The 26,524-nt window shown below is 64.3% G+C and carries 25 protein-coding genes, 1 tRNA gene and 2 pseudogenes; 10 read left to right on the forward strand and 18 right to left on the reverse strand.

The genetic code is table 11. The features are described 5' to 3' along the window. The first annotated feature begins 18 nt into the window (after positions 1-18). From ACWED2_RS04685 to ACWED2_RS04705, 5 genes are all read left to right on the forward strand, one after another. Positions 19-924 (forward strand): UTP--glucose-1-phosphate uridylyltransferase, encoded by a 906-nt coding sequence (locus ACWED2_RS04685; RefSeq protein WP_449689076.1) that lies wholly within the window; start codon positions 19-21, stop codon positions 922-924. Next, the gene (gene glp / locus ACWED2_RS04690; protein WP_449689077.1) at positions 921-2,198 is read left to right on the forward strand and encodes a molybdotransferase-like divisome protein Glp; all 1,278 of its coding nucleotides are present in this window, start codon (positions 921-923) and stop codon (positions 2,196-2,198) included. The genes ACWED2_RS04685 and glp overlap by 4 nt, the downstream gene beginning before the upstream one ends. Further along, positions 2,198-2,866 (forward strand): GNAT family N-acetyltransferase, encoded by a 669-nt coding sequence (locus tag ACWED2_RS04695; RefSeq protein WP_449689078.1) that lies wholly within the window; start codon positions 2,198-2,200, stop codon positions 2,864-2,866. The genes glp and ACWED2_RS04695 overlap by 1 nt, the downstream gene beginning before the upstream one ends. 163 nt (positions 2,867-3,029) lie before the next feature. Beyond that, the gene (gene sepX, locus ACWED2_RS04700) at positions 3,030-3,848 is read left to right on the forward strand and encodes a divisome protein SepX/GlpR (RefSeq protein WP_449689079.1); all 819 of its coding nucleotides are present in this window, start codon (positions 3,030-3,032) and stop codon (positions 3,846-3,848) included. Between the two features lie 54 nt (positions 3,849-3,902). Continuing rightward, positions 3,903-3,978 (forward strand) — tRNA-Ala (locus ACWED2_RS04705). Between the two features lie 685 nt (positions 3,979-4,663). Here ACWED2_RS04705 and ACWED2_RS04710 read toward each other — a convergent pair. From ACWED2_RS04710 to ACWED2_RS04765, 12 genes and pseudogenes are all read right to left on the reverse strand, one after another. Further along, a pseudogene (locus ACWED2_RS04710) lies at positions 4,664-5,773 on the reverse strand (recombinase family protein); the annotation flags it as partial. A 16-nt stretch (positions 5,774-5,789) separates the two neighbouring features. Beyond that, positions 5,790-6,209: a recombinase family protein gene (locus ACWED2_RS04715; protein ID WP_449689080.1), complete on the reverse strand. Its 420-nt coding sequence runs from the start codon at positions 6,207-6,209 to the stop codon at positions 5,790-5,792. A gap of 158 nt (positions 6,210-6,367) precedes the next feature. Then, positions 6,368-6,688, reverse strand: a complete 321-nt coding sequence (locus ACWED2_RS04720) for a hypothetical protein (protein WP_449689081.1) — start codon at positions 6,686-6,688, stop codon at positions 6,368-6,370. Between the two features lie 97 nt (positions 6,689-6,785). Further along, positions 6,786-7,829 carry a DNA-methyltransferase gene (locus ACWED2_RS04725; RefSeq protein ID WP_449689082.1) on the reverse strand — a complete coding sequence of 348 codons (1,044 nt, stop codon included), beginning with the start codon at positions 7,827-7,829 and terminating at the stop codon, positions 6,786-6,788. Next, the gene (locus ACWED2_RS04730; protein ID WP_449689083.1) at positions 7,826-8,230 is read right to left on the reverse strand and encodes a replication-relaxation family protein; all 405 of its coding nucleotides are present in this window, start codon (positions 8,228-8,230) and stop codon (positions 7,826-7,828) included. Before ACWED2_RS04730 ends, ACWED2_RS04725 begins: the two co-directional genes overlap by 4 nt. A 52-nt stretch (positions 8,231-8,282) precedes the next feature. Further along, positions 8,283-8,639: pseudogene (locus tag ACWED2_RS04735) on the reverse strand (replication-relaxation family protein); the annotation flags it as partial. 124 nt (positions 8,640-8,763) lie between these two features. Further along, a complete protein-coding gene (locus ACWED2_RS04740; protein ID WP_449689084.1) occupies positions 8,764-10,935 on the reverse strand; it encodes a type IV secretory system conjugative DNA transfer family protein in 2,172 nt (723 codons plus the stop codon). A 520-nt stretch (positions 10,936-11,455) separates the two neighbouring features. Continuing rightward, positions 11,456-11,962, reverse strand: coding sequence for an MT-A70 family methyltransferase (locus tag ACWED2_RS04745; RefSeq protein WP_449689291.1), 507 nt, complete (start codon positions 11,960-11,962; stop codon positions 11,456-11,458). Positions 11,963-12,205: 243 nt separating this feature from the next. Next, positions 12,206-12,991, reverse strand: coding sequence for a hypothetical protein (locus tag ACWED2_RS04750; RefSeq protein ID WP_449689085.1), 786 nt, complete (start codon positions 12,989-12,991; stop codon positions 12,206-12,208). A 291-nt stretch (positions 12,992-13,282) separates the two neighbouring features. Continuing rightward, on the reverse strand, positions 13,283-13,495 hold the full coding sequence (locus ACWED2_RS04755; RefSeq protein WP_449689086.1) for a hypothetical protein: 213 nt from the start codon (positions 13,493-13,495) through the stop codon (positions 13,283-13,285). Between the two features lie 102 nt (positions 13,496-13,597). Continuing rightward, positions 13,598-13,777 (reverse strand): hypothetical protein, encoded by a 180-nt coding sequence (locus ACWED2_RS04760; protein ID WP_449689087.1) that lies wholly within the window; start codon positions 13,775-13,777, stop codon positions 13,598-13,600. 262 nt (positions 13,778-14,039) lie between these two features. Beyond that, a complete protein-coding gene (locus ACWED2_RS04765) occupies positions 14,040-14,465 on the reverse strand; it encodes a hypothetical protein (protein ID WP_449689088.1) in 426 nt (141 codons plus the stop codon). A gap of 141 nt (positions 14,466-14,606) precedes the next feature. On the opposite strand from ACWED2_RS04765, the gene ACWED2_RS04770 reads away from it, so the two are divergent. Together ACWED2_RS04770 and ACWED2_RS04775 are read left to right on the forward strand one after the other, a co-directional pair. Further along, positions 14,607-17,369, forward strand: a complete 2,763-nt coding sequence (locus tag ACWED2_RS04770) for an NB-ARC domain-containing protein (RefSeq protein WP_449689089.1) — start codon at positions 14,607-14,609, stop codon at positions 17,367-17,369. 70 nt (positions 17,370-17,439) lie between these two features. Continuing rightward, complete coding sequence (locus ACWED2_RS04775) at positions 17,440-18,108, forward strand: YdcF family protein (protein WP_449689090.1); 669 nt, start codon at positions 17,440-17,442, stop codon at positions 18,106-18,108. A gap of 51 nt (positions 18,109-18,159) precedes the next feature. Here the strand turns inward: ACWED2_RS04775 and ACWED2_RS04780 are convergent, their stop codons facing one another. The 3 genes from ACWED2_RS04780 to ACWED2_RS04790 form a co-directional block, all read right to left on the reverse strand. Continuing rightward, positions 18,160-19,062, reverse strand: coding sequence for a S1 family peptidase (locus ACWED2_RS04780; protein WP_449689091.1), 903 nt, complete (start codon positions 19,060-19,062; stop codon positions 18,160-18,162). A gap of 429 nt (positions 19,063-19,491) precedes the next feature. Next, on the reverse strand, positions 19,492-19,749 hold the full coding sequence (locus tag ACWED2_RS04785) for a hypothetical protein (protein ID WP_449689092.1): 258 nt from the start codon (positions 19,747-19,749) through the stop codon (positions 19,492-19,494). Continuing rightward, positions 19,746-20,012 (reverse strand): hypothetical protein, encoded by a 267-nt coding sequence (locus tag ACWED2_RS04790; RefSeq protein WP_449689093.1) that lies wholly within the window; start codon positions 20,010-20,012, stop codon positions 19,746-19,748. Before ACWED2_RS04790 ends, ACWED2_RS04785 begins: the two co-directional genes overlap by 4 nt. A gap of 788 nt (positions 20,013-20,800) precedes the next feature. Between ACWED2_RS04790 and ACWED2_RS04795 the strand changes: the two genes are divergently transcribed. Then, positions 20,801-21,736: a hypothetical protein gene (locus tag ACWED2_RS04795; protein ID WP_449689094.1), complete on the forward strand. Its 936-nt coding sequence runs from the start codon at positions 20,801-20,803 to the stop codon at positions 21,734-21,736. 10 nt (positions 21,737-21,746) lie between these two features. Here ACWED2_RS04795 and ACWED2_RS04800 read toward each other — a convergent pair whose 3' ends face one another. Further along, positions 21,747-22,637: a 1-aminocyclopropane-1-carboxylate deaminase/D-cysteine desulfhydrase gene (locus ACWED2_RS04800; protein WP_449689095.1), complete on the reverse strand. Its 891-nt coding sequence runs from the start codon at positions 22,635-22,637 to the stop codon at positions 21,747-21,749. Positions 22,638-23,013: 376 nt separating this feature from the next. Between ACWED2_RS04800 and ACWED2_RS04805 the strand changes: the two genes are divergently transcribed. Together ACWED2_RS04805 and ACWED2_RS04810 are read left to right on the forward strand one after the other, a co-directional pair. Then, positions 23,014-23,958 (forward strand): hypothetical protein, encoded by a 945-nt coding sequence (locus tag ACWED2_RS04805; protein ID WP_449689096.1) that lies wholly within the window; start codon positions 23,014-23,016, stop codon positions 23,956-23,958. Positions 23,959-23,991: 33 nt separating this feature from the next. Next, positions 23,992-24,792: a hypothetical protein gene (locus tag ACWED2_RS04810; protein ID WP_449689097.1), complete on the forward strand. Its 801-nt coding sequence runs from the start codon at positions 23,992-23,994 to the stop codon at positions 24,790-24,792. A gap of 129 nt (positions 24,793-24,921) precedes the next feature. On the opposite strand, the gene ACWED2_RS04815 is transcribed toward ACWED2_RS04810, so the two are convergent. Both ACWED2_RS04815 and ACWED2_RS04820 read right to left on the reverse strand, forming a co-directional pair. Further along, a complete protein-coding gene (locus tag ACWED2_RS04815; RefSeq protein ID WP_449689098.1) occupies positions 24,922-25,500 on the reverse strand; it encodes a hypothetical protein in 579 nt (192 codons plus the stop codon). Positions 25,501-25,631: 131 nt separating this feature from the next. Next, complete coding sequence (locus ACWED2_RS04820) at positions 25,632-26,510, reverse strand: DUF5677 domain-containing protein (protein ID WP_449689099.1); 879 nt, start codon at positions 26,508-26,510, stop codon at positions 25,632-25,634. Positions 26,511-26,524 lie beyond the last annotated feature (14 nt).

Here is a 26,524-nt window from a genome sequence, read left to right on the forward strand (position 1 = left end):
ACGTTAGGCTCTGCGCCCATGACGGGCGCAGCAACCACCCAAACGTTCAGAACCGCCATCGTGCCTGCCGCCGGCCTGGGGACACGGTTCCTCCCGGCGACGAAGGCCGTGCCCAAGGAGCTCCTGCCGGTGGTGGACACCCCGGGGATCGAGCTGGTCGCGGCCGAGGCCGCCGCCGCCGGCGCGCAACGCCTGGTCATCGTGACCTCGCCGGGCAAGGACGCCGTGGTCCGGTACTTCGAAAAGCAGCCCGAGCTCGAGCAGAACCTCGAGGCCAAGGGCAAGACCGCACTGCTCGAGAAGGTACGCCGCGGTACCGACCTCCTCGCCGTCGAAACCGCCATCCAGGAGCAGGCCCTCGGCCTCGGCCACGCCGTCGCGCAGGCCGAACCGAACCTGCGCCCGGACGACGAGGCCGTCGCCGTGCTGCTCCCGGACGACCTGGTGCTCCCGACCGGCGTGCTCGAGAAGATGAGCGCGGTCCGCGCCCAGTTCGGCGGCAGCGTGCTCTGCGCGTTCGACATCCCGAAGGCCGACATCTCGCCGTACGGCGTCTTCGACGTCAGCGACACCGGCGATGACGACGTCAAGCGCGTGCACGGGATGGTCGAGAAGCCGAAGCCGGAGGACGCGCCGTCGACCTACGCCGCGGCCGGCCGGTACCTGCTCGACCGGGCGATCTTCGACGCGCTCAAGCGGATCACCCCGGGCAGCGGCGGCGAGCTGCAGCTGACCGACGCGGTCGCGCTGCTGATCAGCGAGGGGCACCCGGTGCACGTCGTCGTCCACCGCGGTGGACGCCACGACCTGGGGAATCCGGGTGGTTTCCTGCGCGCCGCGGTCGATTTCGCGCTTGAAACGCCCGAGTACGGTCCATCTTTACGGGCGTGGCTCACGGAACGGATCGGGACAGAGCGCCCATGACGGAATCCCTCGACGCGGCGCGGCCCGAGGTGGCCGGGGACGAGGCCGGGTTCCGCTCGGTCGACGCGCAGATCGCGATGACACTGGACGCGGCCGTCCGGCCGCAGCCGGTGCGGGTGGCGATCTCCGAGGCCCAGGGCCTGCTCTGCGCCGAGGAGGTGGTCGCCGAGCACGCGCTGCCCGGGTTCGACCAAGCCGCGATCGACGGGTACGCGGTGCGCAGCGTCGACGTCCGCAACGCCGGGCAGGAGCCGGTGCAGCTGCCGGTCGTCGGGGAGATCGCGGCGGGTTCGCGCCAGCCGCGGCGGCTCCAGCCCGGCCAGGCCGTGCGGGTCGACACGGGCGCGCCCCTGCCGACGCTGGCCGACGCCGTCGTGCCGCTCGCCTACACCGACGGGCACCAGGCCAAGGTCACGGTGCACCGCTCGGTGCCGTCGGCGGGGTACGTGCGGCGGGCGGGCGAGGACGTCCAGATCGGGGACGTCGCCGTGCGCCGCGGCGACACGATCGGCTCGGCCCAGGTGGGCCTGCTGGCCGCGGTCGGGCGGGCGAAGGTCCTCGTCTACCCGCGGCCGCGGGTGTCGATCGTGTCCGTCGGCGACGAGCTGGTCGACATCGACCGGACGCCGTCGGTCGGGCAGGTCTACGACGTCAACTCCTACGCGCTGGCCGCGGCCGCCCGGGACGCGGGCGCCGAGGTCAGCCGGGTCGGCATCGTGCCGAGCGAGCCGAAGCGGCTGCGGGAGGTCGTCGAAGGCCGGCTGCTGATGTCGGAAATCGTCGTGGTCGCGGGTGGCGCCGGGGGCGCCACCGGCGACGAGGTGCACGCCGCGCTGTCCGACCTCGGCCGGATCGACATGACGCGGGTGGCGATGCACCCGGGCTCGGTGCAGGGGTTCGGCAGGCTCGGCCCGGACTCGGTGCCGACGTTCCTCATCCCGGGCAACCCGATGAGCGCGCTGGTGGTGTTCGAGGTGCTGGTGCGGCCGCTGATCCGGGCGGCGCGCGGGACCCGCAACCCGCACCGGCGGATCGTCGGCGCGCGGCTGCTGTCGCCGATCACCTCGACCGAAGGCAGGCGCGGCTTCCTCCGCGGCCAGCTGCTGCGCGACGAGGCCAACGGCGAGTACCTGGTCCAGCCGCTCGGCCAGTCGGGTGCGCACCTGCTCGCGTCGCTGGCCGAAGCGAACTGCCTGATCAACGTGCCGGAAGAGGCGACCGACGTCCCCGCCGGCGAACAGGTCCAAGTCACCTTCCTGGCGCAACGGGCCTGATGAACTCCGTGTCGGGCGTGTCCTATCCGGTCGAAAGCCGGCACCCGGGCTGGCCGGCGCGGCTCGGCCCGCTGCGGGTGCCCGCGGGTGAGGTCGCGATCCGCCCGGTCCGGCTGCGTGACGCCGGCGAGTGGAGCCGGATCCGGCTCCGGGACCGCGCGCACCTCGAAATGTGGGAGCCCACCGGTGTCGGCCCCTGGCCGGAACGCAACGCCTTCTGGTCGTGGCCGTCGCAGTGGGCTGCCCTGCGTTCGCTCGCTCGCCGTGGTCAGTGCCTCCCATTCACCATCACCCTGGACGGGCGCCTCGCCGGGCAGATCACTGTGGGTAACGTCATCCGGGCGTCGCTGCGGTCGGCCTGGATCGGCTACTGGGTGTCGTCCGAGGTGGTCCGCGGCGGGGTGGCGACGGCCGCCGTCGCGCTCGTCACCGACCACGCCTTCAGCTCGGCCGGGCTGCACCGGCTGGAGGCCACCGTGCGCCCGGAAAACGCCGCCAGCCTGCGGGTTCTCACCAAAGCGGGCTACCGGCGGGAGGGGTTGTTCGAGCGCTACCTCGACGTTGCGGGCGGCTGGCGGGACCACTACTGCTACGCCCTGACCCGCGAGGAGACCGGGGTCGGCCTGGTGTCGCGGCTGGTCGCGGCGGGCCGCGCCGACTACGCCTGAACGTGATTACCCACCCGGGTCGGTAGCCGCGTTACCACATGCTGTGAGTTTCACCTAATCCGGTGAGGCTTTTCCGTGATCGAACCCGGCGAGTCTGCGCCCGATCTGTTACTCCTGTGACTAACGTGATTCGTGGTGGAAGGATCGGGGGAGGTGACGGGAGATGCCCAGCTCCGTGATCATCGTCGCGCTCGCCGCGGCATGGCTCGTCGTACTCGTGCCCATGGTCGCGCGACGGCGGCAGCAGGTCGCGAGAACGGCCGACTCGGCGCTCGCGGCCAGGGTCGTGCGCAGTGGACGCAACGAAGACCGGGAGGAATTCGCCATGTCCGACGATCCCGGGAAGTCCCGGCCATCGGTGGAGGACGACCTCGCCGAGCTGGAGGCCGAGCTCGAACTCGACGACGACCCGGATGAGCCGGAGCCCGAACCGCTCCCGCAGCCGGCCCGCGGCTCGCGGGCCGAACGCGACCGGCCCGGCTACCGGCCCGGCCGCGGCGGCTTCGACCCCGAGGCCGCCGAGATCGCGGCCCGCGCGAAGTACGGCTTCCGGCAGCGCGTCGTCGTCATCCTGCTCGTGATCGCGGTGGCCACCGGCGTCGTCGCCGGCTTCGTCGTCCCGCTGGCCTGGTGGGGGCACGGCGCGATCGACGTCGTGCTCGTCGGGTACCTCGTGTACCTGCGCCGTCAGGTGCGCATCGAGGAGGAGATCCGGCAGCGCCGGCTCGCCCGCTTCAACAGCACGCGTGCGCCCCGGCGCCAGTCCGCTCCCGCGCTGTCGGAGGCGGAAGAAGACCACGCGCCGGAGGAGGAGGTCGAGGTCGTCGAGCCGGTCCGCCGCGAGGTGGTCGAGCGCCGGCCGTCCCCGACGTCCCGCGTCCGCCGCAGTGCGGTCGTCGTCGACCTCGACGACGAAGACCCGGCGTTCGAGGAGCTCGACGAGCCCGGGACCGGGCCTTACCGGCGGGCCGTCGGGGAGTGACCCCCCTGCGCGGGGTGCTCGTAGGGCACTGCTAAGCTCTACGAGCACAACCAAGGGGCTGTAGCGCAGTTGGTAGCGCGTCTCGTTCGCATCGAGAAGGTCAGGGGTTCGATTCCCCTCAGCTCCACCAGAAGGTCTTTATTCAAACACCGCCCGACATGGACGCCCATGTCGGGCGTGTTGGTTTGTGCACGGTCTGTAATCGTCTCGCCGAACGTGACCGCCAGAACATCGGCCGGATTGGTTCGGTTCGCTAGGGCACCAGGTGTGACCGCCTGAAGTGCATGTCCGGCCTCCAACAGGGCCGCGAACGGCTCCGTCAGCTCAGCGCGCTCTACTGTGCCGTCTTCGCCGATGTAGAGCTTCTCGAAGAACCCCTGGTTAATCTGCCGGCGGATAGGGCCGGTCTCGCTGAGGTAGGCCACCTCGCAGTGGCTGGCAGCAACGAGTGCTTGGTCGAGGAGCGCTTCAACATCAGCGGTGGTCACCCGTGCCGCCTTGATCTCCCCTTCCGCCGCCGCCAGCTCTCGGGTCAGCCGCTTCATCTCGGAAGCCAAGAGGTCCTGAGGGACGGCTCCGGTGTAGTGGGCTTGGAGCAGCTTCTGGCGCTCGTCTTCGATGCGTTGCTTCGTTCGCAGCGCGCGCTCCAGGCTGCGGCTGGCCTCGATCTGCTGGCTGGCGAGCTCTTCACGTACGCCCGCCCTGATCTGCTCGGCGTACTCAGGGCGGACCTGGAACCGACCGTAGAAGCTGGCGATGCCGTCCTCGATGCGTTCAACGCGCATGGCTCGCCGGCTACAGTTGTTCGTCTTGGTCTTCTTCTTGACGCACATGAAGTAGTCGTAGGCTTCACCGCTCTTACCGCGGTTGCGAGAGAAGATGAGTCGCCCGCCGCAGTCGGAGCAGTAGATCGTGGACCGCAAGTAGTGGTTGTGGGTGCGGTCCTTCTCGCCCGTGTGGTTGTGAGCGGCCAGAATTGCCTGGTTGGCGAGCCACGTGTCCGGCTCAATGAGCGCTTGGTGCTTGCCCTCGTAGTGGATGCCCTGGTAGCTGACCACGCCCATGTAGTAGGGATTGGCCAGGATTTTGTACATTGTGGTCAGTGAGATTGGCTTACTCGGTCGGGTGGGTGTAGAACGACTCGTGAGGCCTTTGGCTCCGGCGGTCAGCGTGAGGTCGATGGCGCTCCACTCGCCGGTCGAGTACTGCTCCAGGCACCAGCGAATGATGTCAGCGCGTTCCGAGTCCAGCTCGACCCACGAGAACTCGACGCTGCCGCGCATCTCTCGTCGGTTGAGGTAGCCGAGGGGTGCGCGGAACGGCGTGCCGCCCTCCTGAGCCTTGCGCACGAGCCCCTTCATAACTTCCTGAGCCAAATTGCCTGAGTAGAACTGAGCAATCTCGGCCATGAGGCCGTAGAGGAGTCGCCCGCTTGGGGTGTCGTCGATGTTTTCGGTACAGGAGACGAGCTTGACGCCGTGCTTGCGCAGCATGAGGTTGATGGCGATGTCATCCTCACGGTTCCGGGCGAGCCGGTCGATCTTGTGCACAAAGATGTAGTCCGGCTTGAGTGTCTTAACATCCTTGAGCATCTTCTGTAGTTGCTCACGGTCGGCTGACCTGGCGGACTCTCCGGCGTCCACGTACTCATCGTGGATCGTGATACCCATCTGCTTCGCCTTGGCGTAACAGGCTTCCCGCTGAGCTGGGATGGAGTAGCCCTCCGAGCCGCCGCCGGTACGCGCCTGCTCCTTGGTGCTGACGCGCAGGTATATCAAGGCCGTTGGAAGGTCGCGGCGCGGTAGCAGCGTCTTGTCGCGGGTACCAGGGGATCGGGTTGGGCGGCTGCGGACAGCGTCGAGGGCCAGCTGCTTGGGATTTGTCTCCCGCGAGGGGCTCTCGCTCGAAACTTCAAGGTCGGTCATTGGTTCCTCCTCTCGGTTATTTGTTGTTGGTGTCTGCAAGCTGCATCGAGCTGATGTAGCTAATGAGCTGGCGGACTTCGCCCTCGACCTCGCGGTGCGGCGAGCTGGCAATTTCCAGTCGCGCTCCCGACTTCTCAATAGCCCACACGATACTGGCATAGAGTGTCGCGTCACGGGCAATCTGGGCGTGACCGTAGGCAATGACGTAACCGCAGTCCAAATCGTTCAGGTCGCCGAGCATCATAATCAGGCCACCGCGGTCGGCAGCCTTGCCTGAGCCGTGGTCAACGTACTCGCCGGCTACCGTTAGCCCCAATTCACTGGCTCGCCGTTCGCACGCGTGGCGTTGAGCAGCTATCGCCTTGCTTGAGCCGTCATTAAGGCGGGCTGTGTGCAGGTAGATTACGGCTCTTTTTGGATAGACTTCTTCTGTCATGTGGAATCCTCCTTTTGGCTTTGGAGAGCCAAGAACGTCATTACGTAATCATTTTCTCAGTCTTTTTAGGAAGTGCCAAGATAGGAAATCCTGTCCTTATTTTCTGGTGGTGGTACCGGATGGCGGATAACCGCCATCCGGTACCTTCGCCGAGCGGTTTACTCGGCGGCTGCAGCCTTGCGGCCTCGGGCAGCCGCGGGCTTTTCTTCGGCGACCTCTGCCGGGTTCTCCGTACCGAACAGGCCCTGGATCGCGCCGCGTCGGGCGGCGGCCTCCTTCTCGATCTCGTCCAGCGCGGCCGTGGCCCGCTGGGCGAAGTCCGGCTCCTGCCGCTTGGTGGTGACGTAAAGCTCTACCGCCCGCAGAGCCGCATCATTCAGCGAGATGCCGTCGAGCTGGGCAACGAGCGTGAACTGGGCGTGCAAGGCGTCAGGCACCTTGATCCCGAGCGTCTTCACGCCGCCTCGTGGTTCGGACATCGCGTCCTCCTCGGTGTTGGTGTGATCGCCCAGGCCCGCGCGTTCGCGCGGGACGAGAGCTGAGCGACCACAGGCCACCGACGAGTGGCCCGGCGGCTCATGAAGCCGCCTCTTTCTGCTCGGCCCGCCAGGTGGCGAGCCGCTTCTCGGCCAGCGCTGCGTAGTCCGGGTTGAGCTCGATGCCCACCCAGTCCCGGCCATACGTCTCGGCGGCTAGCGCCGTGCTGCCCGCGCCCATGAACGGATCGAGCACGATCCCGCGTCGCCAGCTGGTGTGCGGGCAGACCGGCTCCAGCGGGCCCGTGGCTAACCAGCGGCCGTCGTGCAATCGGTCGGCTCGACGCCAGGGACGGTCGCAGACCGAGCAGACTCGCTCTGGGCAGCCTGACAAGATCGGGCGGCGGATCAGCTCCAGCGGGAACGTGGCCATGTGTGCCCCGCGATAGCTCCCGGTCGGGACCGTCCAGACATCACCGGGGTTCTTACCTAATGGGTGACTGGCCAGTCCCGCCGTCTTCATGGCGGCGAGGCCGTGGTTGAGATCCACTCGCGGGCTCTTGCCGCCGCCGAGCGTCGGGACATCCTCGCGCGACAGATAGGTCCGAGCCGTCGTGCGGGCCGGGCCGGCGGCCGCGGTCTTGGCGGGCTCCCGGACTGCATCGAGATCAAAGTGGTAGTTGGGCTGTCGGGTGAACAGGTAGACGACCTCGTGGCTCGTCGTGAAGCGGTCGCGGACACTGCTCGGAGTCGGGTTCGGCTTCGACCAGATCACGGCGTTGCGCAGCAACCAGCCGGACCGGATCAGCCGCAGCGCGACCCGTGATGGGCCGAGCAGCAGGCTCTTCTTCGGCGCACCTTCGCTGGGGTGGCGGCTGTAGCCGTCGCCGAGCACCAGCCAGAGCGAACCGGTCGGGGTAAGGACACGGGCCAGGTCGTTGCAGATGTCAGCGATCTGGGCGGCCCAGGCATCCACCGTCGGCTCGGCTCCGATCTGCTGCTCGTGTCCGTAGTCGCGCAGACTGAAGTAGGGCGGTGAGGTCACAACGCAGTCCACCGAGGCGTCCGGCAGCTCGGCCAGGCGCTGTCGGAGGTCCCCGACGAGGATGCGGCCGGTTGGCAGTGTGGTTTGGGGTTCGGTCATCGGGCACCTCCTTCATGGTTTGGAATTTCGGTCAGACGGTCGGTGGCTTCAGCCAGCAGGCCGACCGCGAACAGGGCTTGCTCGTCGTCAGGCAGGCGGAGAACCTGCCGGGTCAGAGCGTCGCGCCGGTCCGCGTCAGGCACGAGCCACCAGACCCGCGGGAACACGCCGTGACGGTGCTGCTCGGCTCCGTCGTGCCAGTAGCGGACATAGAGCCCGAGCTTGACGGCGATGCGGGTCAGGTTCTCGGTGGCCAGGTCCACCTCGACGAAGGCGCTCAGCTCGTAGCCGCCGGTGACGAGCCGGACGAAGGCATCTGGTTTGAGCGCGACCGGCTCTCCGGCAAGGCCCGTGAAGTGCCGCCAGCTGATCGGCTCGGCGGCGAACTCGAGGAGTTCCATCCGGGCCGGCGCGGGCCGCTTCGACAAGCTGCGTGTACAGCTCGGCCACCGCCAGCAGGTGATCTTGGAACATCGGGCTCGGTTCCCGCAGCCGATGGCGGCGGGCTCCACCAGCTTCGAGTTCAAGCACGGCGTGGCCCAGCCCGGACAGGCCGTAGATCTGGCCATTGCTGCCAGCCCGCACGCCGCCGATCCGTCGGTGGAGTTGGACGACCAGGCCGAAGCTTGTCAGCCGCTGCATGACGGCCCGCGTCTTGCGGCCCCTCGTCGTCGGCGTGCTGGCCGCGACGTGCAGGCGAGCGATCATCGAGCCGGTCATGAGGCGCACATCCCGGAGCGATTCGAGGATGGCCAGGTCCCGAGTCGTTAGCCGTCCGGCGACCCGCCGGGCTCGTCCACGGCCGCTCATTGGACGCCTCCAAGAGCGGTAGAGAGTCCAGGCCAGCTATGGCGGGTTGTCGCAGGTGAGGGCGTTTCTTGCTTGACGCGACCGGTAGGGCGATCGGTAGCCCTTACGAGGGCCTTGGGTCGCGTCATCGGTTGGCCCTTCGCACGCCAACCGGGGCGGCTGGCGGATCACCGCCCTGCCAGCGACGCAGGAGTTCGGCGTCCAGCTCGGCCGGATCGACGCCGTACTGCTCGGCGCTTGTCCGCCGCAAGGCGTCCGGGTCGTTGAAGGCATCCGGGAGTGGCGGCGTGGCCACCTCGAAGGCCGGGCTCGGCGAGCCGTCCACCAGGACGCGCGCCACGGCGCGGTAGGCGGGCAGCCTTTCGAGGTCATCCGGCGTGACGGGTGTGCCGAGGACACCGGCCAGAGCCTTGCCGTCACCAGCCGCCGGCCGAAACACCACGCGAGCGCCGATGTTCGCCAGTACCGCCGCCTTGAGGTCGGGGCTGAGCTGACCAAGATGCTGGTGACAGAGAGTCCAGGCGACATTCGCGCCCCGACTCCTGGCCAGCACGTCGGCGAAGTCGAGCCCGGCCGTGAACCGCTCCAGCTCGTCCACGAATACCGATACCGGTCGTCGCTCGCTTGCAGGCCGCGTGGTCTGCCGCTGGGTGGCTTCCCAGAGTTGCGACAGGAGCAGACTGCCGACGAGACTCGTCGTCTCGGGTCCGAGGGCGCCCGCGTTCAGGTTCACGAGCAGGATGGTCGGCCGGTCGAAGACCCGGGCCAGGTCGAACTTCGGGTGCGCCTGACCGAGTAACCGCCGTACCGGCGGCCGAGCCGTCCAGGGTCGCAGCTTGTTCAGCACGGGTGCCACGATCTGCATGCGCTCTGGGTCGGACAAGCTGTTGAACCAGGCCAGCCAGGGAGCCAGCGTTAGCGGATCGCCAACCTTGGCCGCAACCGTTCGCCGGAACTTCGGATTCGTCAGGAGCGGACCTACGTCGGTCAGCGTGCCGTCGTCTAGTCGTGAGGCCAGATACAGCCCGTGCAGCAGCACGTCGGCGGACCGCGCGCCGATGGCCGCACCGAAGACCTGGCGCAGCAGGCCCAGCACCGAGTCGGCTCGGCGTTCGGCGTCGTCCCGCGGCCCGCTGAGCGGGTTGAAGCCGATTACCGGGCCATCCGTCGCCGGGTCGATCACCACCACGTCGGCCTGGCGCTGCTCGGGTAGCCGGGCCAGTACATCCTGGACCAGATCGCCCTTTGGCTCGATGACTACCAGGCTGCTGCCCGCCTTCGCCTCGGCCGTGATCCAGTGCGCCAGGAGCGCGCTCTTGCCGGTCCCGGATGGTGCGATGACGTGGGCGTGCGTGCCGTAGCTGGTGCGTGGCAGCCAGACCGCTTGACCGCGAGCCGTCGCGTGGGTGCTTCGCCCGAGGGGCCGGCTGGCCGGAGCCGGAGTCCCGGCGGAGGGGTCGTGGAGCAGGCCGGACGGCGGAGCCGCGAAGCCGCCAGGACCACCAGGTACGTCGAGGCCATGAAGGCTCCAGCCTATGACCGTGGCGAGTTCGCTGGCATTGACGATGCCGGAGAACGACCGCACCCGGCCCATGACGCGGATCAGGCGGTCGGCCGTCTTGCTCGACTGCGGCGAGGCGTAAATACGCGTGTGCGAGCCACTGGCCAAGCCCAGCGCGGAGACCGCCGGACGCAGCAGCTGGGCGGCCCGCTTCGGGTGGTCGGCGACAGCTCCCAACCTGCCGCGCACCCCGAGGAGGGGTTCGGCCAGCTTGGTTTTCCAGCCACGTTGCTCGTCGCTAGTGGGCTCGCGGGGCGGTGCCCAGCCCAACCACTCCAGTGGCGACTCACTGACCGGCACCTGAGTCGAACGGTGCGATGGTCCGCAGACCCATTGGAGCACTAAGGACTCGCCAGGGCGCAAGCTTTCGCGTGCCTGGACCAGCCCAGCCGTGACCCCGGCTGAGGTATCCAGCCGCACGGGGTGGATCTTGTTGGTGAGGTGGACTTCGCGGGCCGTGACCGGCGCCGGCCGGTCCGGCGTGTCCGTCTCAAGGAGTGCCAAGTCCGGCAGCTGGGCGACGAGCTCTTGCGGCAGTGAGTCGGCGATGCGCGGCTCGACGCCGAGCAGCCAGCGCACCCGGTCGCGCGCGAACCAGGCTTCGAAGACGACGAGCGGTTGCAGTCGCCGAAGGCCGTGCTGCGGCCGACCGGCCAGCACACGGCACATGGCGGTCAGGTCGGCCAGGGTGCCGTTCCGTGGCGGGATAGCTTCGAACCATTGGAGGTCAGTCATGCGTCACCTCCTGGTCCGCCGGCTGCGTGCCGGTCTCGGAGCGGCGCTCCGTGCAGAGCTGCTGGCGAGCGATGGCAATGCAGGCCCGAGCCAGCTTCCGGACGGCTGGATGGCTGCGTTCACGGGCCGTGACGCGAATAGGTTTCTGTGGCTCGGGCATGCAAAACCTCCCTTCGGTGGTGCTCGAAGAGAGGCATGTGGGCGCATCAAACCAGCCGTGCTTGACGACTGGCACGGATGGGCATGTAATAAAAGATGCGCGACAGCCCCTCACTTCGAGGCTTCTGTTGTGTGACATTTCCTGAGGTGGCACCACTGGCCATGACACCACATCGACGCTTCGACTCGTCGGCGCGGTTAGCTAGTGGGCCTCTCAGGCTTTTTATTGTGCCTTAACGTTGACCGTTCCGACCATGTACGAAAACCCGAACCAAAACCGAACATATTACAATATCTCCGGCGAAACGCCAGTGGCATGAAGGCCCCATGATCAGCTATTGGCAATAGAGAGTAAGGCTGCTCATAGCGCCACGTCGCCAGTCACCTCGTTGCCCCACGCGTGCCAGCCTGGTCGATAGCGACGGGCGAACAGCTCTAGGTAGGGCCCCGGCGAGCACCGTTCGATGATGGCGTACTGCTCTTCCGGCTTGTGTGAGTGTTCCTGAAGCGGTGCGTAGAACCAGGTTCCTTGACCCCGAAACTGGATCGGGGCATGACCGCGAGTGCCGAACAGCAGGTGCTCGGTCTGGTTGCGCAGGTACTGCCCGAGCCGGAAGTGCGGCTTGATCCAGGTCAGGCAGCTCTTGTAGGAGAAGCCCCAGGCCTCCATGACCGATGCCTGAAGCCGCCAGTCCGCATTCGTCACCCACAGCCACAGGTGGGCGTCGTCGGCCGCCAGCCTGTCAACGCGAAGCGCCTGGATGGCCCCCAGGGACATAAGCGGGTAGTGGCGCTCCGCACCTCGGTTGCCGCGCTGATTCAGCTCCCACGGCGGATCGGCGAGGATAGTTCGGTACCGCTGCGACACCGTCAATTGGCGGCTCCTTCCTGATTCTGCCGCCACTGCAGGTGAAGTTCACCAGCCAGAACTCGGCATGCCTCGTCACACTCCTCCCTCGCCAAATCTTCGTTACCGTTCGCGGCTTCAATGAGCTGTTTTCTCGTGCGTCTGGGCATGGTGAACCTCCTTGTTGAATGGGTGGATTACTGTTATTCGAATACTTCGGAATCTTTACGACCTCGGGTTCAACTCGGTTATGGTCGCTCTCTTTTAGAGACTCGGTGTAAGCGCGGTATCGCAGACCTGACACCAGATCGCACCCGGCCGCCAGCTGCCGCGCGCCATGCGGACCGTCACCGGTCCTCTGGTGGCCTCGCACCGACAGGAGGCAAAGACGTACTTCGTGGCCCTAGCAGTCGCGGAATCGCCCGGTCCACGTGGCGGCGTCCGTTGAACCAGCAAGCCGAGACCAAGCTCGACCACGAGATCGCCGAAGTCGGCTTGGCCGCGGGCTGACAGCCGGGGCGTCCGATGCCCAACGCGTTTGTCCGGCTCGACGACCAGCCCCAGTTGCACGGCGAGCCGGGCGAAGCGCCGGTTGTGATAGCGGTGCTCGCGCGAGGTGTCCTGGATGTCGTTAGCGTTGGCGTACACATGGGCGGCTTCGTGCAGGAGCGTGACCAGTACGTTCTCCGCCGGGCTGATGTCTGGCGGCCGGTCGGAGAAACAGGCATTGACGAACAGCTCATGCACGGGACGGTCACCGTGCTGCCACGCATTGGCGTCGAACCAGCCGTACACAGCGGCCGTCGTCCCGCCGCAGGTGATGAGCACCTGGTCTTGAAGAGTCTCCGTCAAGCCAGGCAGTTGATCTTGGCGTCGCCTGGCTGCTTCAAGCAGCACCCGCGCGAGCAGGGCATTAGTTGCTAGGTGCGCGTCGGTCGGGGCGGAGCCTGACTGGAGTAGTCCTTCGGCCGGGAGATCGCTCGGGCAGTGGCTGGCGGCCGGCGTATCCGGCCTCTCAACCAGCCCGGTCGTGAACTGGATTTTGGGCATGAGTCACCTCAGCTTCCTATTTTCGTGGGATGAAGGTGTTCGGTTAGAGCGTGGGCGGGCGCGTTTGACCCGCCCACGCTCTAACCGCCGGGTGATGAATCAGTGAGTTACAGCTGCTCGGACGACTACCGCAAGATCTTGCAGGCGACCCAGACGAGCAGGATGACGATGGTGATGGGCCAGAAGATCGCCGCGATGTGAACCGTCACGAAGAAGAGTGCCAGGAAGATGAACGGGAGCAATAAGAAAATAAGGAACACGAGAAGCAACACCTACCCTTCTGTTTGTTGATTACCTCCGAACCCCGAGAATGATCCAGCCGACCGCGCAGAGCGCTCCGACTGCGATCAGGGGAACCAGGCCTGGCCGAACGATGCTGAAGAACAAGTCAAACCCGGCCGCCAGGTCGCTCATGAGCTCGCCCGGGAGCACCGGCTGCAGGATGCCGACGAGTAGTCGGAGCCCGATCCCAAATGCCAGCAGCCCGCCGACGATGGCGGCCACCCGCCCGAGCATGCGACCAAGGCCACGATGCATCTGACAACACCTCCTTTCTGCTGGTTGAGCGGTTGGGGCCGGGTCGCCCGACCCCAACCGCGCCCTCTCTTAGGCCGAGGCACCACCCCGCCGGCCGCACCCCGGGCAGCCGCCCGACGCAGCCTGCAACAGGACCGCTTGGCGCTCGCCCTCCTGCTGCAGTCGTCCGCGGTAGTAGGCGCGGGTGAACAGCCAGACGACCAGCGCCGCCAGCACGGCGGTGAGGATGTAGCAGTACACGACGTTCATCGCGGCCTCCCGATCCTGCTTGAGGGCGTGCAGCAGTACATCTGAACCTCCTGTGGACTTACTCCGGAAGCGGAGCTACCAGGCGATCTGCCTGACAGAAAGGACATTAGGTCGCCTGAGGTCCATCTGCTGTCAAAGCTTTGCGAAAGGCTTGCGAAAGATCAATAAAAGCGGGCCAAAGACAGCGAAAGCCCGCTCGATCACGAGCGGGCTGGTCTGGGGACCGGTTGGCGGATGGGTTGTGAGAGTTGAGCAGGCAGGGCTAGTTGCGATCCTTCGCGGGTTCCACCATGCGGATGTGGTAGTCCGGGTCGTGTGACAAGAGCGCGAAGTACTGGGGATCTGTCACTCGCTCACAGATGGAACAGCCATCCACGAAAATCTTGGTCACTGACGGCAGAACATCGAGTCTCTCGTCTGCTCGAAGACTCAGCAGAGTTCGAGGAAGCCGTTCGGGTTCTCTGAAGGAGTCGTCCGCAATCATTGCGAGGACCGTCAGAGAGACGCCGAAGTCGTTGGCGCACGTAATCGCCCCGTGACCGTAGGCGATCCACAGTTGAACGTAGTCGGCGACATGATCCCACAGGGCGATCTGAGAAGTTTTGAATCCGGCATCTGGATCGTCAAAGGGCGAGTAGTCGTCCAGAAATTCGTAGAAGTTCTCAAGAGCCCACTTGGCAACGAGCATAATCGGTCTCCTAAGCAAGGAAGAACCGATCCCCGCCAGTTTATAACACATTTACCGCATATTTGCAATAGTAAACTGTAACGAAGTCACGATGTTGAGCGACTAACGAGAGCGGTTTCCTGCTAGAGGTGAGGTGTCGCGATGCCGTGGGAAGATGCGGCTGTGGACAAGGATGTGCGAGACCTATTTGCACGCCATGGAGTTACTTCGCTGCCCGATTGTCCTGGCATCCGGGCGGCGCTGCCTCCTCGTCTGATGTTAGTCGCGGGACAGGCCTCTGCCTTCTCAGATGTCTTGCGCGCCGTACTTGAGGAGGCCATACGTGACGCTGAGACTCCGCACCTTAAGGCGGCGCGGGAATGCCTCGGGTTCACCGGAAAGACATTTGACGAAATTCATCGAATAGTTCACGGCACCGCGGAGAACGTGCCGCTTGCTATCAAACTAACACTTGAGAGCAAGCCCGAGAGTCCCAGTGTCAAAGAGATAAAGCGAAGAGAAGCCTTAGATAGTGTTACGGTGCGAAATATCCTCGCTTCCGCGGAGTTGGTTGTCGGACGAAGGAGTAGTGTTACCTTTAGGAAGGATCATTACTACGAACCGACTGTCGGTGCGTTAAAGACTCAGATTTATCGAGTTTTGAATAATGATAAGGCTATCGAGCGCATTATCCAGGACGTCGGTCTGGGCGATGACGCGGCGCTTGGTGGAGAGCGTTCAATCGTCAGAGGTCATAATCTTGTAGCGCGCAAGTTGGAGCTTGCTAAACTTGACCAATGCCTGCGCCACTTTCGCCGTGGCGGTTCCGGTATTGTGGGTATTTCCGGCTCGCCGGGGATGGGTAAGACAGCGCTGGCCGAAGCATGGGCGGCACACGTCGAGGAGCAAGGTAGTTTTCCGGATGGCTACTTCGCTATCAATTTCCGTGGCTACTCTTCCCAGCGGCTGCAACCTGATGAGGTTGCGGAGCAATTGCTCGCCGACCTGGGCGTCAAAGATATTCCCGCAAATCCAAGGGGGCGAACTAGGCGGCTAGCCTCATTGTTGTCCGAGCGGCAGGTGCTCGTGCTGTTCGATAACGTGCTTCAGGAAGATGATGTACGGGAGCTGCTGCCGGAAAAGAAGTCGCCATCATTCGTCATTGTCACCAGTAGAAAGGAACTTGAAGGACTCTCGATTAGTCATAGAATGGAGCCGATTCGCCTATCCGAGTTGGAGCCGGAAGACGCCGAATACTTCATAAGGAAATCTGCTGGCGAATCACGTTCTGACGGTGATCCGAGAGGAGTCAGGCGCATTGCTGAGGTATGCTCCGGTCTACCCTTGGCGCTCGATGTCGTAGCGACGCGACTTGAGAATTACCCAAATTTAAAGCTTGCCGAGATGGCTCACGACTTGGAATGGGAAGAAAGTCGACTGCAAGCGTTAGAGACCAGCGACGAGAGCACAAGTCCTCGCGCCGTTTTTGCCACCTCTTACAATCAGCTCTCATTGGTAGAGAGGAGAGCTTTTCGTTTACTTAGCCTGCGGTCGAGTCACAAGATTGATACGTATGCGGTTTCGCTTCTTAGTGACTGTGAAATGCAGACTGCTGGAAGGATAGCTCTACGTATCAAGAGTGTCGGCTTGGTCGAAGAACGGCGGGGGCGTTTTGATATGCACGATCTTATCCATGAGTTTGCCGGTGAGCTGTGCAAAGAATACGAAACCCCAGACGTGCGCCGTGCGACCTTTGAACGCCTCGCGTCCTCCTACTGCGAATGCGTGAACTATGCATGTAACGAGAAGAACCCTCGTAACCCCATGGTTGATACAGACGCGGTCGAGCGCTTCCTAGGTCAACCCAAGCAACGGGGCAAGCGAGCTGTTGACCGCTACGCCGAAACTCCGGAGCGCGGCGTGAGGAACCCGGCGCGTTGGTTTGAGGTTGAGCGAACGAATCTCGTTGACCTGGTTAAGCGTGCGTGCACGGTCGAGCCGCCAATACCGCAGGCGGCTCGACTCGCCTTCAGTCTGTTCTACTTCCTCGAAGCGGGTAGTCATTGGTCCGACTGGCAAGCCGTAAACGAAGCTGGCTACGGGCTTGCCTTGCGGCTCGATACTCAAGAAGGCCGCGAGACTCAAGCCGGGCTCTTGCGTAACATGGGGCGATGGCACCTTGTGCAAGTGCGCGACCTTCAGGATGCACTACGCGATGATTCTGTGTCTCGTTCGCGTGTTGAGCCACTCGCGGCGTGCCGCCAGGCGATTGAATACTTTAAGCAGAGCCTCCAGGCTTACCAAGCGCTATGTGCCGCTCAACCTCAATCAGAAGTCCTGCTCAGTCGCGGGGCGGTCGTACGGCGCGAGTTGGCCGATGCCACGCTCGCGCAAGCGAAACTTGATCAGAGGGCGGAGTCGTTCACGCAAGCCCTGCATGCATACCTTGAGGTTAAGGGATTGTTCGATGGCTTCGACGACTCCCCAGCCAGAAGCAACGCCCTCGCCTCACTCAATGTCTCCCTGAGTGAGGTGTATCGACAGTTAGAGCGCTACGGCGAAGCTGAGGAGTGCCTTAAGAGTGCCCTGGCGTTCGCGGGTAAGCGCAAGCCAGACCGCTCGTACAATCATCCGCGTACCAAGGGGTACGCCGAACTGCGTTACGCGGAACTGGAGGACGCGCGAGGTCGCGGGCAGGCGGCGCTTGATCGGTTCGGCAATGCAATTGAAGACTTCCGCGAAGATGATAACGAGATCGCCGAAGCTCGCGCATTGGCGTGTAAAGGTCGGCTTCTCGCCAAGTTGTCGCGCTCATCAGAGGCAGCGCTGGAATTCGGGAAAAGTCGGGAAATTCTAACGCGCCTTGAATCGGGTGAAGCCGACGTGGTTCATGTCTGGTTGCAACAGGTCTCAGGCAAAGAATGACAGTTGCCCCACCTCGCTGCTAGGGTTGCTCGGCTTGTCGAGTTGTTAAACTAACGAAGGAGCTGGAACCGTGGGCGAAAATCACTTGTCCGCCGCCGACTATGACAGGCTGGCGGCCGTGATGGCCGGCCCACATGGGCAGCCGGTCTCTGCCGATAACCCAGTTGACTTCCTGGTCGTCTTTTCCTGCGCCGATCCCAGGGTGGGACAGGAGGCCGCATCGCTCTACGGGCGAGGCCTTGTCCGGCACGTCGTGTTCTCGGGCGCAGTGGGCAAGGACTCGGGAGGCCTGCCTCGACTCGGTATCCCTGAGGCTGTTTTTCTAGCTTCGGTGGCAATAGCGGACGGTCTACCCGTCGAGGCCATATCGCTTGAGCTTGAGGCTCGTAACGGCAAGGAGAATGCGGCCAACTCGTTGCGGCTTCTAAACGACCGTAGGCTCTTGCGGTCAGGAACGAAAGTTGCGGGCCTGGCGCCAGCGCAGCGGAGTCGGCGGCTCTACGAGGAGCTTCGGTTCCAGACCCAGGATGGCGGCTACGACGCGACAGTAGTCGCCGGATTCGCCAGCGGCAGGGTGCATGCCGATGACCCGCAGGTGCGAGATGAGCTAGTCCGCGAGGTCCGTGGACTGCACACCATGCACGCCGGAGCCTCGCCGCGAATTTTGCCGCAAGATGACTTCCAAACTGGCGGCCAGCATTATGATCTCGTAGAGCTGTCGGGGATTCTCGGGTCGTGACCTCGAAGACGCCACGCCGCGCACTCTCGCACGGCGTGGCGTCGTCATTCGTTAGGCGGCAGCCGGAACCCCACGCGCCGTGTCATACAACCAGCTTCGGAAGTCCGGCGAGCTGGTGTAGACGGTCGGGGCCTCGCCGGGATACCGGGCGGCCGCCCGGCTGCAGGTGCCGACGAGTTGCGGCACGCCGTTCACCAGCTGGACGGCCGGGCCGCCGGAGTCACCGCCACCAGGGCCGTCCGTGCCGTGGGGGTTGTTCGTGCAGATTTCCCCGGCGGACTGCAGCGCGTCGGCGCACTGGGCCGCCGGGAGCACCCGCGTGGCCAGCTGCTGGAGACGCGTCGGCAGGTTGGAGGTGTCGCCGTCCGGCTCGTCGGAGCCCCAGCCGTACAGCGTCACCCGGTCGCCGGGGCGGGCGGCGTGTCCGGCGAGCTGGATGGGCTGCATGTTGACCGGGTGGTCGAGCTTCAGCATGGCCACGTCGTCCACCGCCTGTGCGGGCGCCCCGGCCGACCATTGCCAGCCGGGGTGCACCACGATGTTCGTCACCTTGGCCATCTCGCCGCCCTGAGTGCGGTCCTTGGAGCCGACGCGAACCGAGAAGGTCTTGGCGGCCGTGGGGACACTCATGCCAGCGGGGTTGTCGGTGACGCAGTGGGCGTTCGTGACGGCCCAGGAGCGGAAGACCAAGACGGCGCCGCAGTAGTGCCGGGCGAAGCGCCCGTAGTCCGGGGCATCGTACTGGAGCGAGGCCATCCAGGAGGTGTCACCGGTGGCCTCGGTGCCCCCGACGATGTTCGGCTGGACAGCAGCGCTGGCGGTGCCGGTGCTGGCGACAGTCAGAGCCAGCAGGCCAGTGGCCACGGCTGTGAGTTGGGCTTTCAATGTCTCTTTCTCGTTGTAGGTGAGCAAAAACTCCGGCCTGTTGAGTTCAAGCCGGAGGGCTTGAGGCATCCGGATCGGACGAGGGCCAGCGCCGCGGTGATCGAGATGGCTGGTCTGGCAGGTTGCGCAGGCCATCCAGCACGCGCTGCATGAGGACGCGGTCGGGCGGCTGTGGCGGCTGGCGGGGATACGGGCTTGGCGGGCGTTGGACGTAGCGCCGCGCGCGTTCTGGCAAGCCGACCCGTGGCAGCCGGTCGGTGGGTGGGTCGGCCTGGGCCGGCTGAATCCGGGGCAGAACTTCGGTCGGGGCACTGGCCGCAGCTGCTGCCGCTCGTTCGTCGGCAATCCGCTGCTGGATTGCGGCCACTGACCAGTCCGGCAGGTTCCGTGTGGCAGACCCTGCGCGACGGCGGCGCTGACGCCGGTCGCAGACCGTCCAGCAGATGACGAGCCCCAACGGCAGAGCGAGAACACACAGGGCGTAGGCGCCCCACCAGCTCATGACGAGTCGGGACTGCTGTCCGGCTTGAGTGACTCGTCTGGTCCCAGCAGTTCCACTCGGGGCAGCCGGATGACACCCCGCTCGCGGTCGTCGGCGTGGAGGTCGAGTTGCTCGGCCAGCTCCGCCAAGAGGCCGGCGAATTCGTGTTGCCGCTCGACGGACAGGCGGCCTGCCAGCAACTCCGTGATGAACTCGGGCAGATGCTTGCCCAACCCAGTCAAGGCGCGCACCAGCTCGGCGGTTTGGCGGTTCATGCCAGCGCCTCCGCCAGTTCCTCATCCAGCACCCGCAAGGTCGCTCCAGTGCGCCGGATGACGGCCTGCATGGCCAGGGCCGTACCGGGATGGGGCGACAAGGAGGCTGACTCCACAATGAGCACGACGGTGCGGGGATACACCGGTAACACGTCGACCAGGCCGGTGAAACCGGGCCGGGGCGCTTCATCCGCGGCCGCGGAGCGGTCAGCGAACCAAGCCCCGAACACCCAGCCCTCCGTGTAGCACCACAGGTCGAGCACGGCGGCGTAGTCGTGTCGGGCCGCGGGATCGTCGTCCGGGTGCTGATGTAGCCGTACGCCACGAGCGGGTCCACGGCCGGCGGGGCGACGAAGGGACGGGCCAGCAGCACGTCGGCCAGCGCCTCGAGCTTCGGCGGCATGCCGGGGTGCATTTAGAACCCCTCGAGCAGCCGGTATGCCAGACGGGCTGAATCGCAGGGCCAGGGTTGGTCGCACACCAGACAGGGGTCGTTCAGCGCGGAGGCATCGGGCTCGGGCGCGTGGAGAACGAGATACAGCACGGCCAGCAGGTACAGCCTGGCCGGTTCTGGTGCGAGCGGATTCGGTCGAGCCGACGGGCTGAGTGGCTGGCTGGCTGCTCTGGCGCGGGGGAACTGCACCACGGTGGCTCCGTGCATGGTCTTTCCGCCTTCGCTTGCGCTGGTCTTATGCGTGGGCGGCACCCCAGCGGCCGGGGCCATCGTCGGGTGAACGGGGATGGTGCGTGCGGAGTTCGCCCAGGCCTCGGGAGGCGAGAGGCGGTCAACCGGTCGCCGGGGTGCCTGGAACCACAGAACCGCAGTTCAGACGGCCAATCCACCCCACTGGCCCGTGATCTTGAGGCGCAAGGTGTCCCCGTTCAACCGGGATATTCTGTAGGATGTCGGCGACTCGGGTACCGTCCGCGCGAAATCCCGCCTCAGAGGAGTAACCAGATGCCAGCTGTCACGCGCAGCCTGCGGCAGGAGCAGCGGCAATTGTCGGCCGAACTGCGGGCTCAGTCAAAGACCTAGGTCGAGATTGCGCGGGTGTTTGCCGAGCGCTACCACGTCAACATGCGCGTGGCCCTGCGGCTCGTGCGGGACTGGAGCCAACGCGACGCCGCCGAGGCGTGGAACGCCCGCTGGCCGACCGATCCGAAGACGTTCAAGAACTTCTCCTACTGGGAGCTGTGGCCCGGCGACACTGGGCACGCGCCGTCGCTGGCCGTGCTTGGCGGCCTGGCCGAGCTGTACGAGTGCAGCGTCGCTGATCTTGTGGCCGACGCCGCCGACTTCCGTAGTTCGGACGAGGTGCATCAAGCCCACCAGCAGCTGGCCGTGCTCGACCAGCCCGCGCGGGCCGACACCCTGGAGGAGTTCGTGGCGCGGCTCGACCAGGTAGACGCCCCTGAGCTGGCGCGGCTGGCATCCACCTGGACGCAGGCTGGCGGCAACCCGGTCAGCCGGCGGTCGCTCCTACTCAAGGTCAGTGCCGCCCTGTCGTTGGCCTCCGCCGGATGGGCCTTGGCACCCGACCCGGCCGCCGCCGACTCGCTGTCCGAGAACGCTCCGGCGGGCGACGATCTGTCCGGCATCTGGCACAGCCAGTACCACTACCCCAGCACTGGGCGGCGCAAGACCCTGACCGGCGAGCACTACGTCGTGTTGCGCCAGCACGGCAGTCGGTTGGTCGGCATGAGCCTGCCGCACACCACCGGCTCACGGTTACGACTGGAGCTGGCTAAGGACATGGCCGTGGCCACTGGCACCTGGCGGGAGCAGACCTCACCCGGTGGCTACTACCAGGGCGCCACTTACCACGGCACGCTGCAGCTGGTGGTGGATCCGGTCGGGCGGCGGATGAGCGGTATGTGGCTCGGCTTTGGCCGGGACTTCGCCATTAACAGTGGTGATTGGCACCTCAGCCGCTGCGAAACCGACACGTCGCTGGCCGCCCAGCGGGCTTATCACGCCAAGGTTTGATCGAACGTCGCTAACTCAGCACCGCGACGATCCGGGTGCCGGGCGTAACCGCCCCGGCCTCGATGCGGGCGAACAGGCCGTAGAGCATCTTGGCCTCATACACCCAGTCGGGCGTGATGCCGTGGCGCGCCGTGAAGTCGGCGATGAAGGCGTCCAGCTCGGAGCTTCGCTTGGCGTAGCCGCCGAAGTGGAAGTCGTACTCGATGGCCCAGTTCGAGGTCGCTTCACCGAACGCCTCGTGCTGCAGCCGCCGCACCTCGTCGTCGAGGAACTGGCCACCCTTGAGCACCGCAAAGCCGAGGGCGCGCTGCTCCCCACCGAGGCCGGCCGCGATCCCAGCCAGGGTGCCGCCGGTGCCGCAGGCGCAGGTGATGACATCGAAGTCCGTCGCAATCTCGGCGACCAGCTCGGCACAGCCCCGCACCGCCAGGCCGTTCGAGCCGCCCTCCGGCAAGACGTAGCAGGGCCCGAATTCCGCGATGAGACGGGCCAGCACGTTCGGTTCGGTCTTGCGGCGGTAGGTGGCGCGGTCCAGATACGTCAGCACCATGCCGCGGCTGGTGGCGTACGCCAACGAGTCGTTGAGCGGCAGGTGCTCCTCGCCCCGGATCACCCCGACGGTCTCAAAGCCCAGGTAGTAACCGGCCGCAGCCGTTGCCCGGATGTGGTTGGAGAACGCCCCGCCGAAGGTCAGGAGCCGGGTGAAGCCCTGGTCGCGGGCCGCCTCGAGGTTGTACCGCAGCTTGCGCCACTTGTTCCCTGGCACTTCGGGATGGATGAGGTCATCCCGCTTGAGCCACAGCTCGACGCCGCGTAGCTCCAGCCGCTCATCCCGCAGCTCGACCAGGGGCGACGGCAGACGTACGAGGCTCGCCAGGTCGTCGCCTTCGCCGCGGTTCATGCAGGTCAGCGTAGTAGCCGTTGCCCCATCCTGATCTCGCTGGTCGTTAGGAGGATCAGCCGTTCGAGATCTTGCCCGAGGTACCAGGAGGCGCTGAGCTGTCTCGATGTGTGACCCTGAACGCAGGGACAAGCGGCACCACAGGTTGTTACAGGGCTCGAATACTTGAGCCTAACCTGATGACGGCGGTAGGCCACTTCGTTACTCTCGTGGCTGAACACCGGACGATTCGGTAGAAGCCCGTGGTTCAATCAGGCAGTTCCCACTGTGATCTTTCGGTCTGAGTCTTTGGCCCGTTCAATAGCCGCACCTGTAACAGTCTTCCTTCCGGCTGCGACTCAGCAGCAGCCAGAGCATCAGGATGGCGCGTAGCGGGGTGATCGTATTGGACGCCTGCGGGCAGGCTGTCTTGTCATTTGACGTGACAGGATCAGCAAGTCTCTATTCGCAGATGGCTGGCGTACTGGCGGCGTTTGCCTTTGCCGCGGTTACACTGGTCCTGCCTGGCATGCATCGCCGTGCGTCAGTAGTCAGCAAGCGCGAGGAAGCTGCTGATGTGAGGTCAGATTCACTCGTGTTGCTCGCCCTCATATCAGCGTTCGTCAGCTTGCTGATCGCGACGCTTCAGTACTCGGTGTTGGCCGGGGAGCGGGGCTGCGCTCTTATAAAGGGGCGAGCCGCCTCTGAAGAATTTCTCGGCGGTGTAGCCTTTGCGTTTGCCGTCCTACTGCTGCTTTATGCAATAGTCCAACTCGTCGGAAACTCCGGCATTGCCGGCCTGAGCTTCCATGCTCGCCTGATTGTAACCGTGCTGGGCGCTCCGCTGGCCATCTTGTTCTTGACAACAGGAGCCTTTGATGTAGCTGCCACACCCTGGGCAGCAAGTAGCGTGACCGGCGAACTCGGGCCGAATCTCACGCCGTTTCGAAACTTCCTCGCCAACGTGTCGCTGCCTCTGTCTGCTGGCCTGTTCGCACTCTGCTTGATCGCGTGGTTGGTCGGATTTAGATTTCGCGGGAGAGAACCCCGGCTGAGCTTGGGGCGGTCAAAGTCGCACCTCTTGAAGACTCTATTCCCGTATCTCTCTCTTGTGCTCAGTGTTGCAGCCGTAACCCGGTCGGTTGGGCTGGATATCGTAAGGCCGGACGATCGGATTCACGACTGGGAAGTGGCCGCTTGGCTCTCGATATGCTGTGCGGTTCTGCTCCTCCAGGCGGTGCTACTTGCCTTCGACCATGGTAGTGAATACAAGGCGGAAATTGGCGCCGAGGCAGCTCAAACGGACCCGATTGCAAGTGGTGAGAACTCGAATCACATCTAAATTGAGCGTGCAACTAGTAAGGAGTCGTCGACCGTGGCAAAGCCTTCGAGGCTGGAAGCCGCCTTGCCGCTACTCGGAGCCTTGGCGCTCGTGCTTCTCATGTATGTCAAGCGTGCGGGACCACCACCTTCAAAGGCGTACCCGGGTCCGAGCGAGGCAGCGAAAGTCAATAGCATCCAAGAGACGCTTGAGCCGCTAAGTCGCGATGTTCTCGTCCGCCGGTCGCTGGACACATTTCCGGACGGATATCTTAATCATATCAGTATTATCCAGGGAGTCGCTCTGGGGCTGCTCATCCAGCAGGCCTTTAGTGTGCTGACATCAGAGAAGTATTCGACCTACCGGGTTGGCATCTTTGGTGAGGCCTTCCTGCTGTTTCTTGGTATAGTGATTGTCTCTTATGGGTATATCTGGTTTCTAACTATCATGCGCTGGACGCCACGGTTCTGGGACACGCTGGTCCCACTCACCCTCGGAGTGACCGAGATTATCCCTATCTTCCTGTTGGCATCGTTTCGTTGGTGGCTCGTCTTTATGGCCATTTTTGCGACCATGGGAGCTCTCGCCTTCAAGCACTCGCTGTCGAATCTGACGCATGCCCTATTTCCGAATGATTATCAAACGTATACCTTGGTCAGAACGTTGCTGCGGCGTCTGGTTGGTATATGCTTGCTTATGGCGCTGATATGCGGAGTCAGTCTAATTATTAGTCAGCCTCGCACGTGGTTCGTCAACACCTTGCCGTGGGGGCTGATAATCGTCATCCCTGTGCTCGTAGTGATGAACGAAAAAACTCTCGACCAGATCTACTTGAACTTCGGTGTACGCCGCTGAACCTGGAACAGACCGAGGATATGCGGCCGGAGGCTGACGAAGTGGAACGTTCCGAGTTGGTGCACCGGGAACTTTATCGACGGTAAAGCGTCGTATGGGGAGTTGGGCGTCGGTCGCAAACCCGTAACGCTACTCAACTTGCCTCGCGTCCCCTGGAGCCGTATTGGTCACTCCGTTGTCCGAGAGTGTGTCAAGCGACTTCATGAGGTGAAACATCGCCTTGGTGCGCGATGGCGCCCGCCAATACCGGCTGAACAGCCAGGTGTGAGCCGCCTGCGTCAGGTCCAAGAAGATCTCCCACTTCTCGTCTTGCGTTCGGTCCGACTGCTGCACAAGCCAGATCGCATAGACGTAGCGGATGATGATGTCTCTTATGCGCTGAGCCGGATACGCGAACACGACATCGAATATCTCAAGGTTCATCGCTGCAGCAATTTCTTCGATCTGCAGAACGGCAGCGGCCCTGTCTTCCGCAAGTCGGGAAGCGACCGTCTCAGACATTCCTGCGGGCAACTCCAGTGCCGACCACTTAGCGATGTTGACTAGGATGGTCGTCATCTGGGCCTCGAACGTGCGCCGCTTCCGGTGAAGTTCAAGCAGCCTCTCCTTGCGGGCTTCGAGACGTGGCTTGAACAGCCACTCGACGCCGAGCGCGACCACGCCCGAAGTGAGAGCCGAGATCAAGATGGTGGTGAGGGTGGCAGTCATCGGCTCCCTTTGCCATGGAACGATCGTAGGTAGTTTGCGCTATCTTAGTCTCAATTCCATCCCGGAGCGAGCCTTAGTCGATAACGGCAGTAAGCAATGTGTCGGCTGCTGATAAACCGTCGTGCCCACGTTTACTGGCCGTGCAGGAACCGCTCGTGGGCATCGTCGAGTTGGCTTGCACGGGCATTGAGGTCGGTCAGAGCGGGCTCGAAGAAGTCGGCTATCGCCTGGTCGTCGACGATGACAGCCAAGTTGTCGATAAGAATCTTCGTCGCCAGAATGACGAGCATGAGCGGAACTTGCGGTCGCACCTCCATTGAGTTGAGATTCGGAGTAAAAGTGCCATCCTCGTAGTGCAGGTGGTTACGAAACAGGTCGTTCCAGTCGCCATGCGTCTCGACAGAGCCACCGCGATACGCCTCGTAGACCTGGGGGCCGAGCAGACGGACTCGGGCTTCTGTGCTCGGATAGCCAATTGCGCCTCGGGATGGGAGCTGCGACACGTCGGTCACACCGCCTGCTTCAGCCGCGCGCTTAATCGAGCGCATCATGCGCTCCTCGATCGGCAGTACCTGACCGCCGCGCTGCTCGATGTTCTTCTGGATGTTGTCCCAGAGGTGTCGTTCGGCGATTAGGCTGTTTTGAATGTATTGGTCGAACCTAGCGCCGCTGCCGTCGTCCTGGAGTAGGTAGAGCAAGGTAGCCACGGTCTCGATGGCATCACGAAAGACAGACAGCTGTTGAAAGGTTTCTTGGTCCTTGAGCTCCCGCAGGGTCAGGCGCATCAGCTTCATGAGACGCACGATAAGGCCACGCACAACGGCGCGATTGCGGTCCAGTGGCCTCTCCGGTTTGAGGCCCGCGACGAGGCAAGTCCAATGTGCCATCTCTCTTAATAGGTAGAACGCCGCCTCCATGTGGGAGTTCTCCGAGGTGTCGGCCGCGATCTTTTGCCAATCCGGCTGGTATGGAGTGGGCAAGCCGTTGTCGGGTGGTTCAACATAGTTCATATCTCTATATTAGC

The organism is Amycolatopsis sp. NPDC005003, from assembly GCF_053600695.1.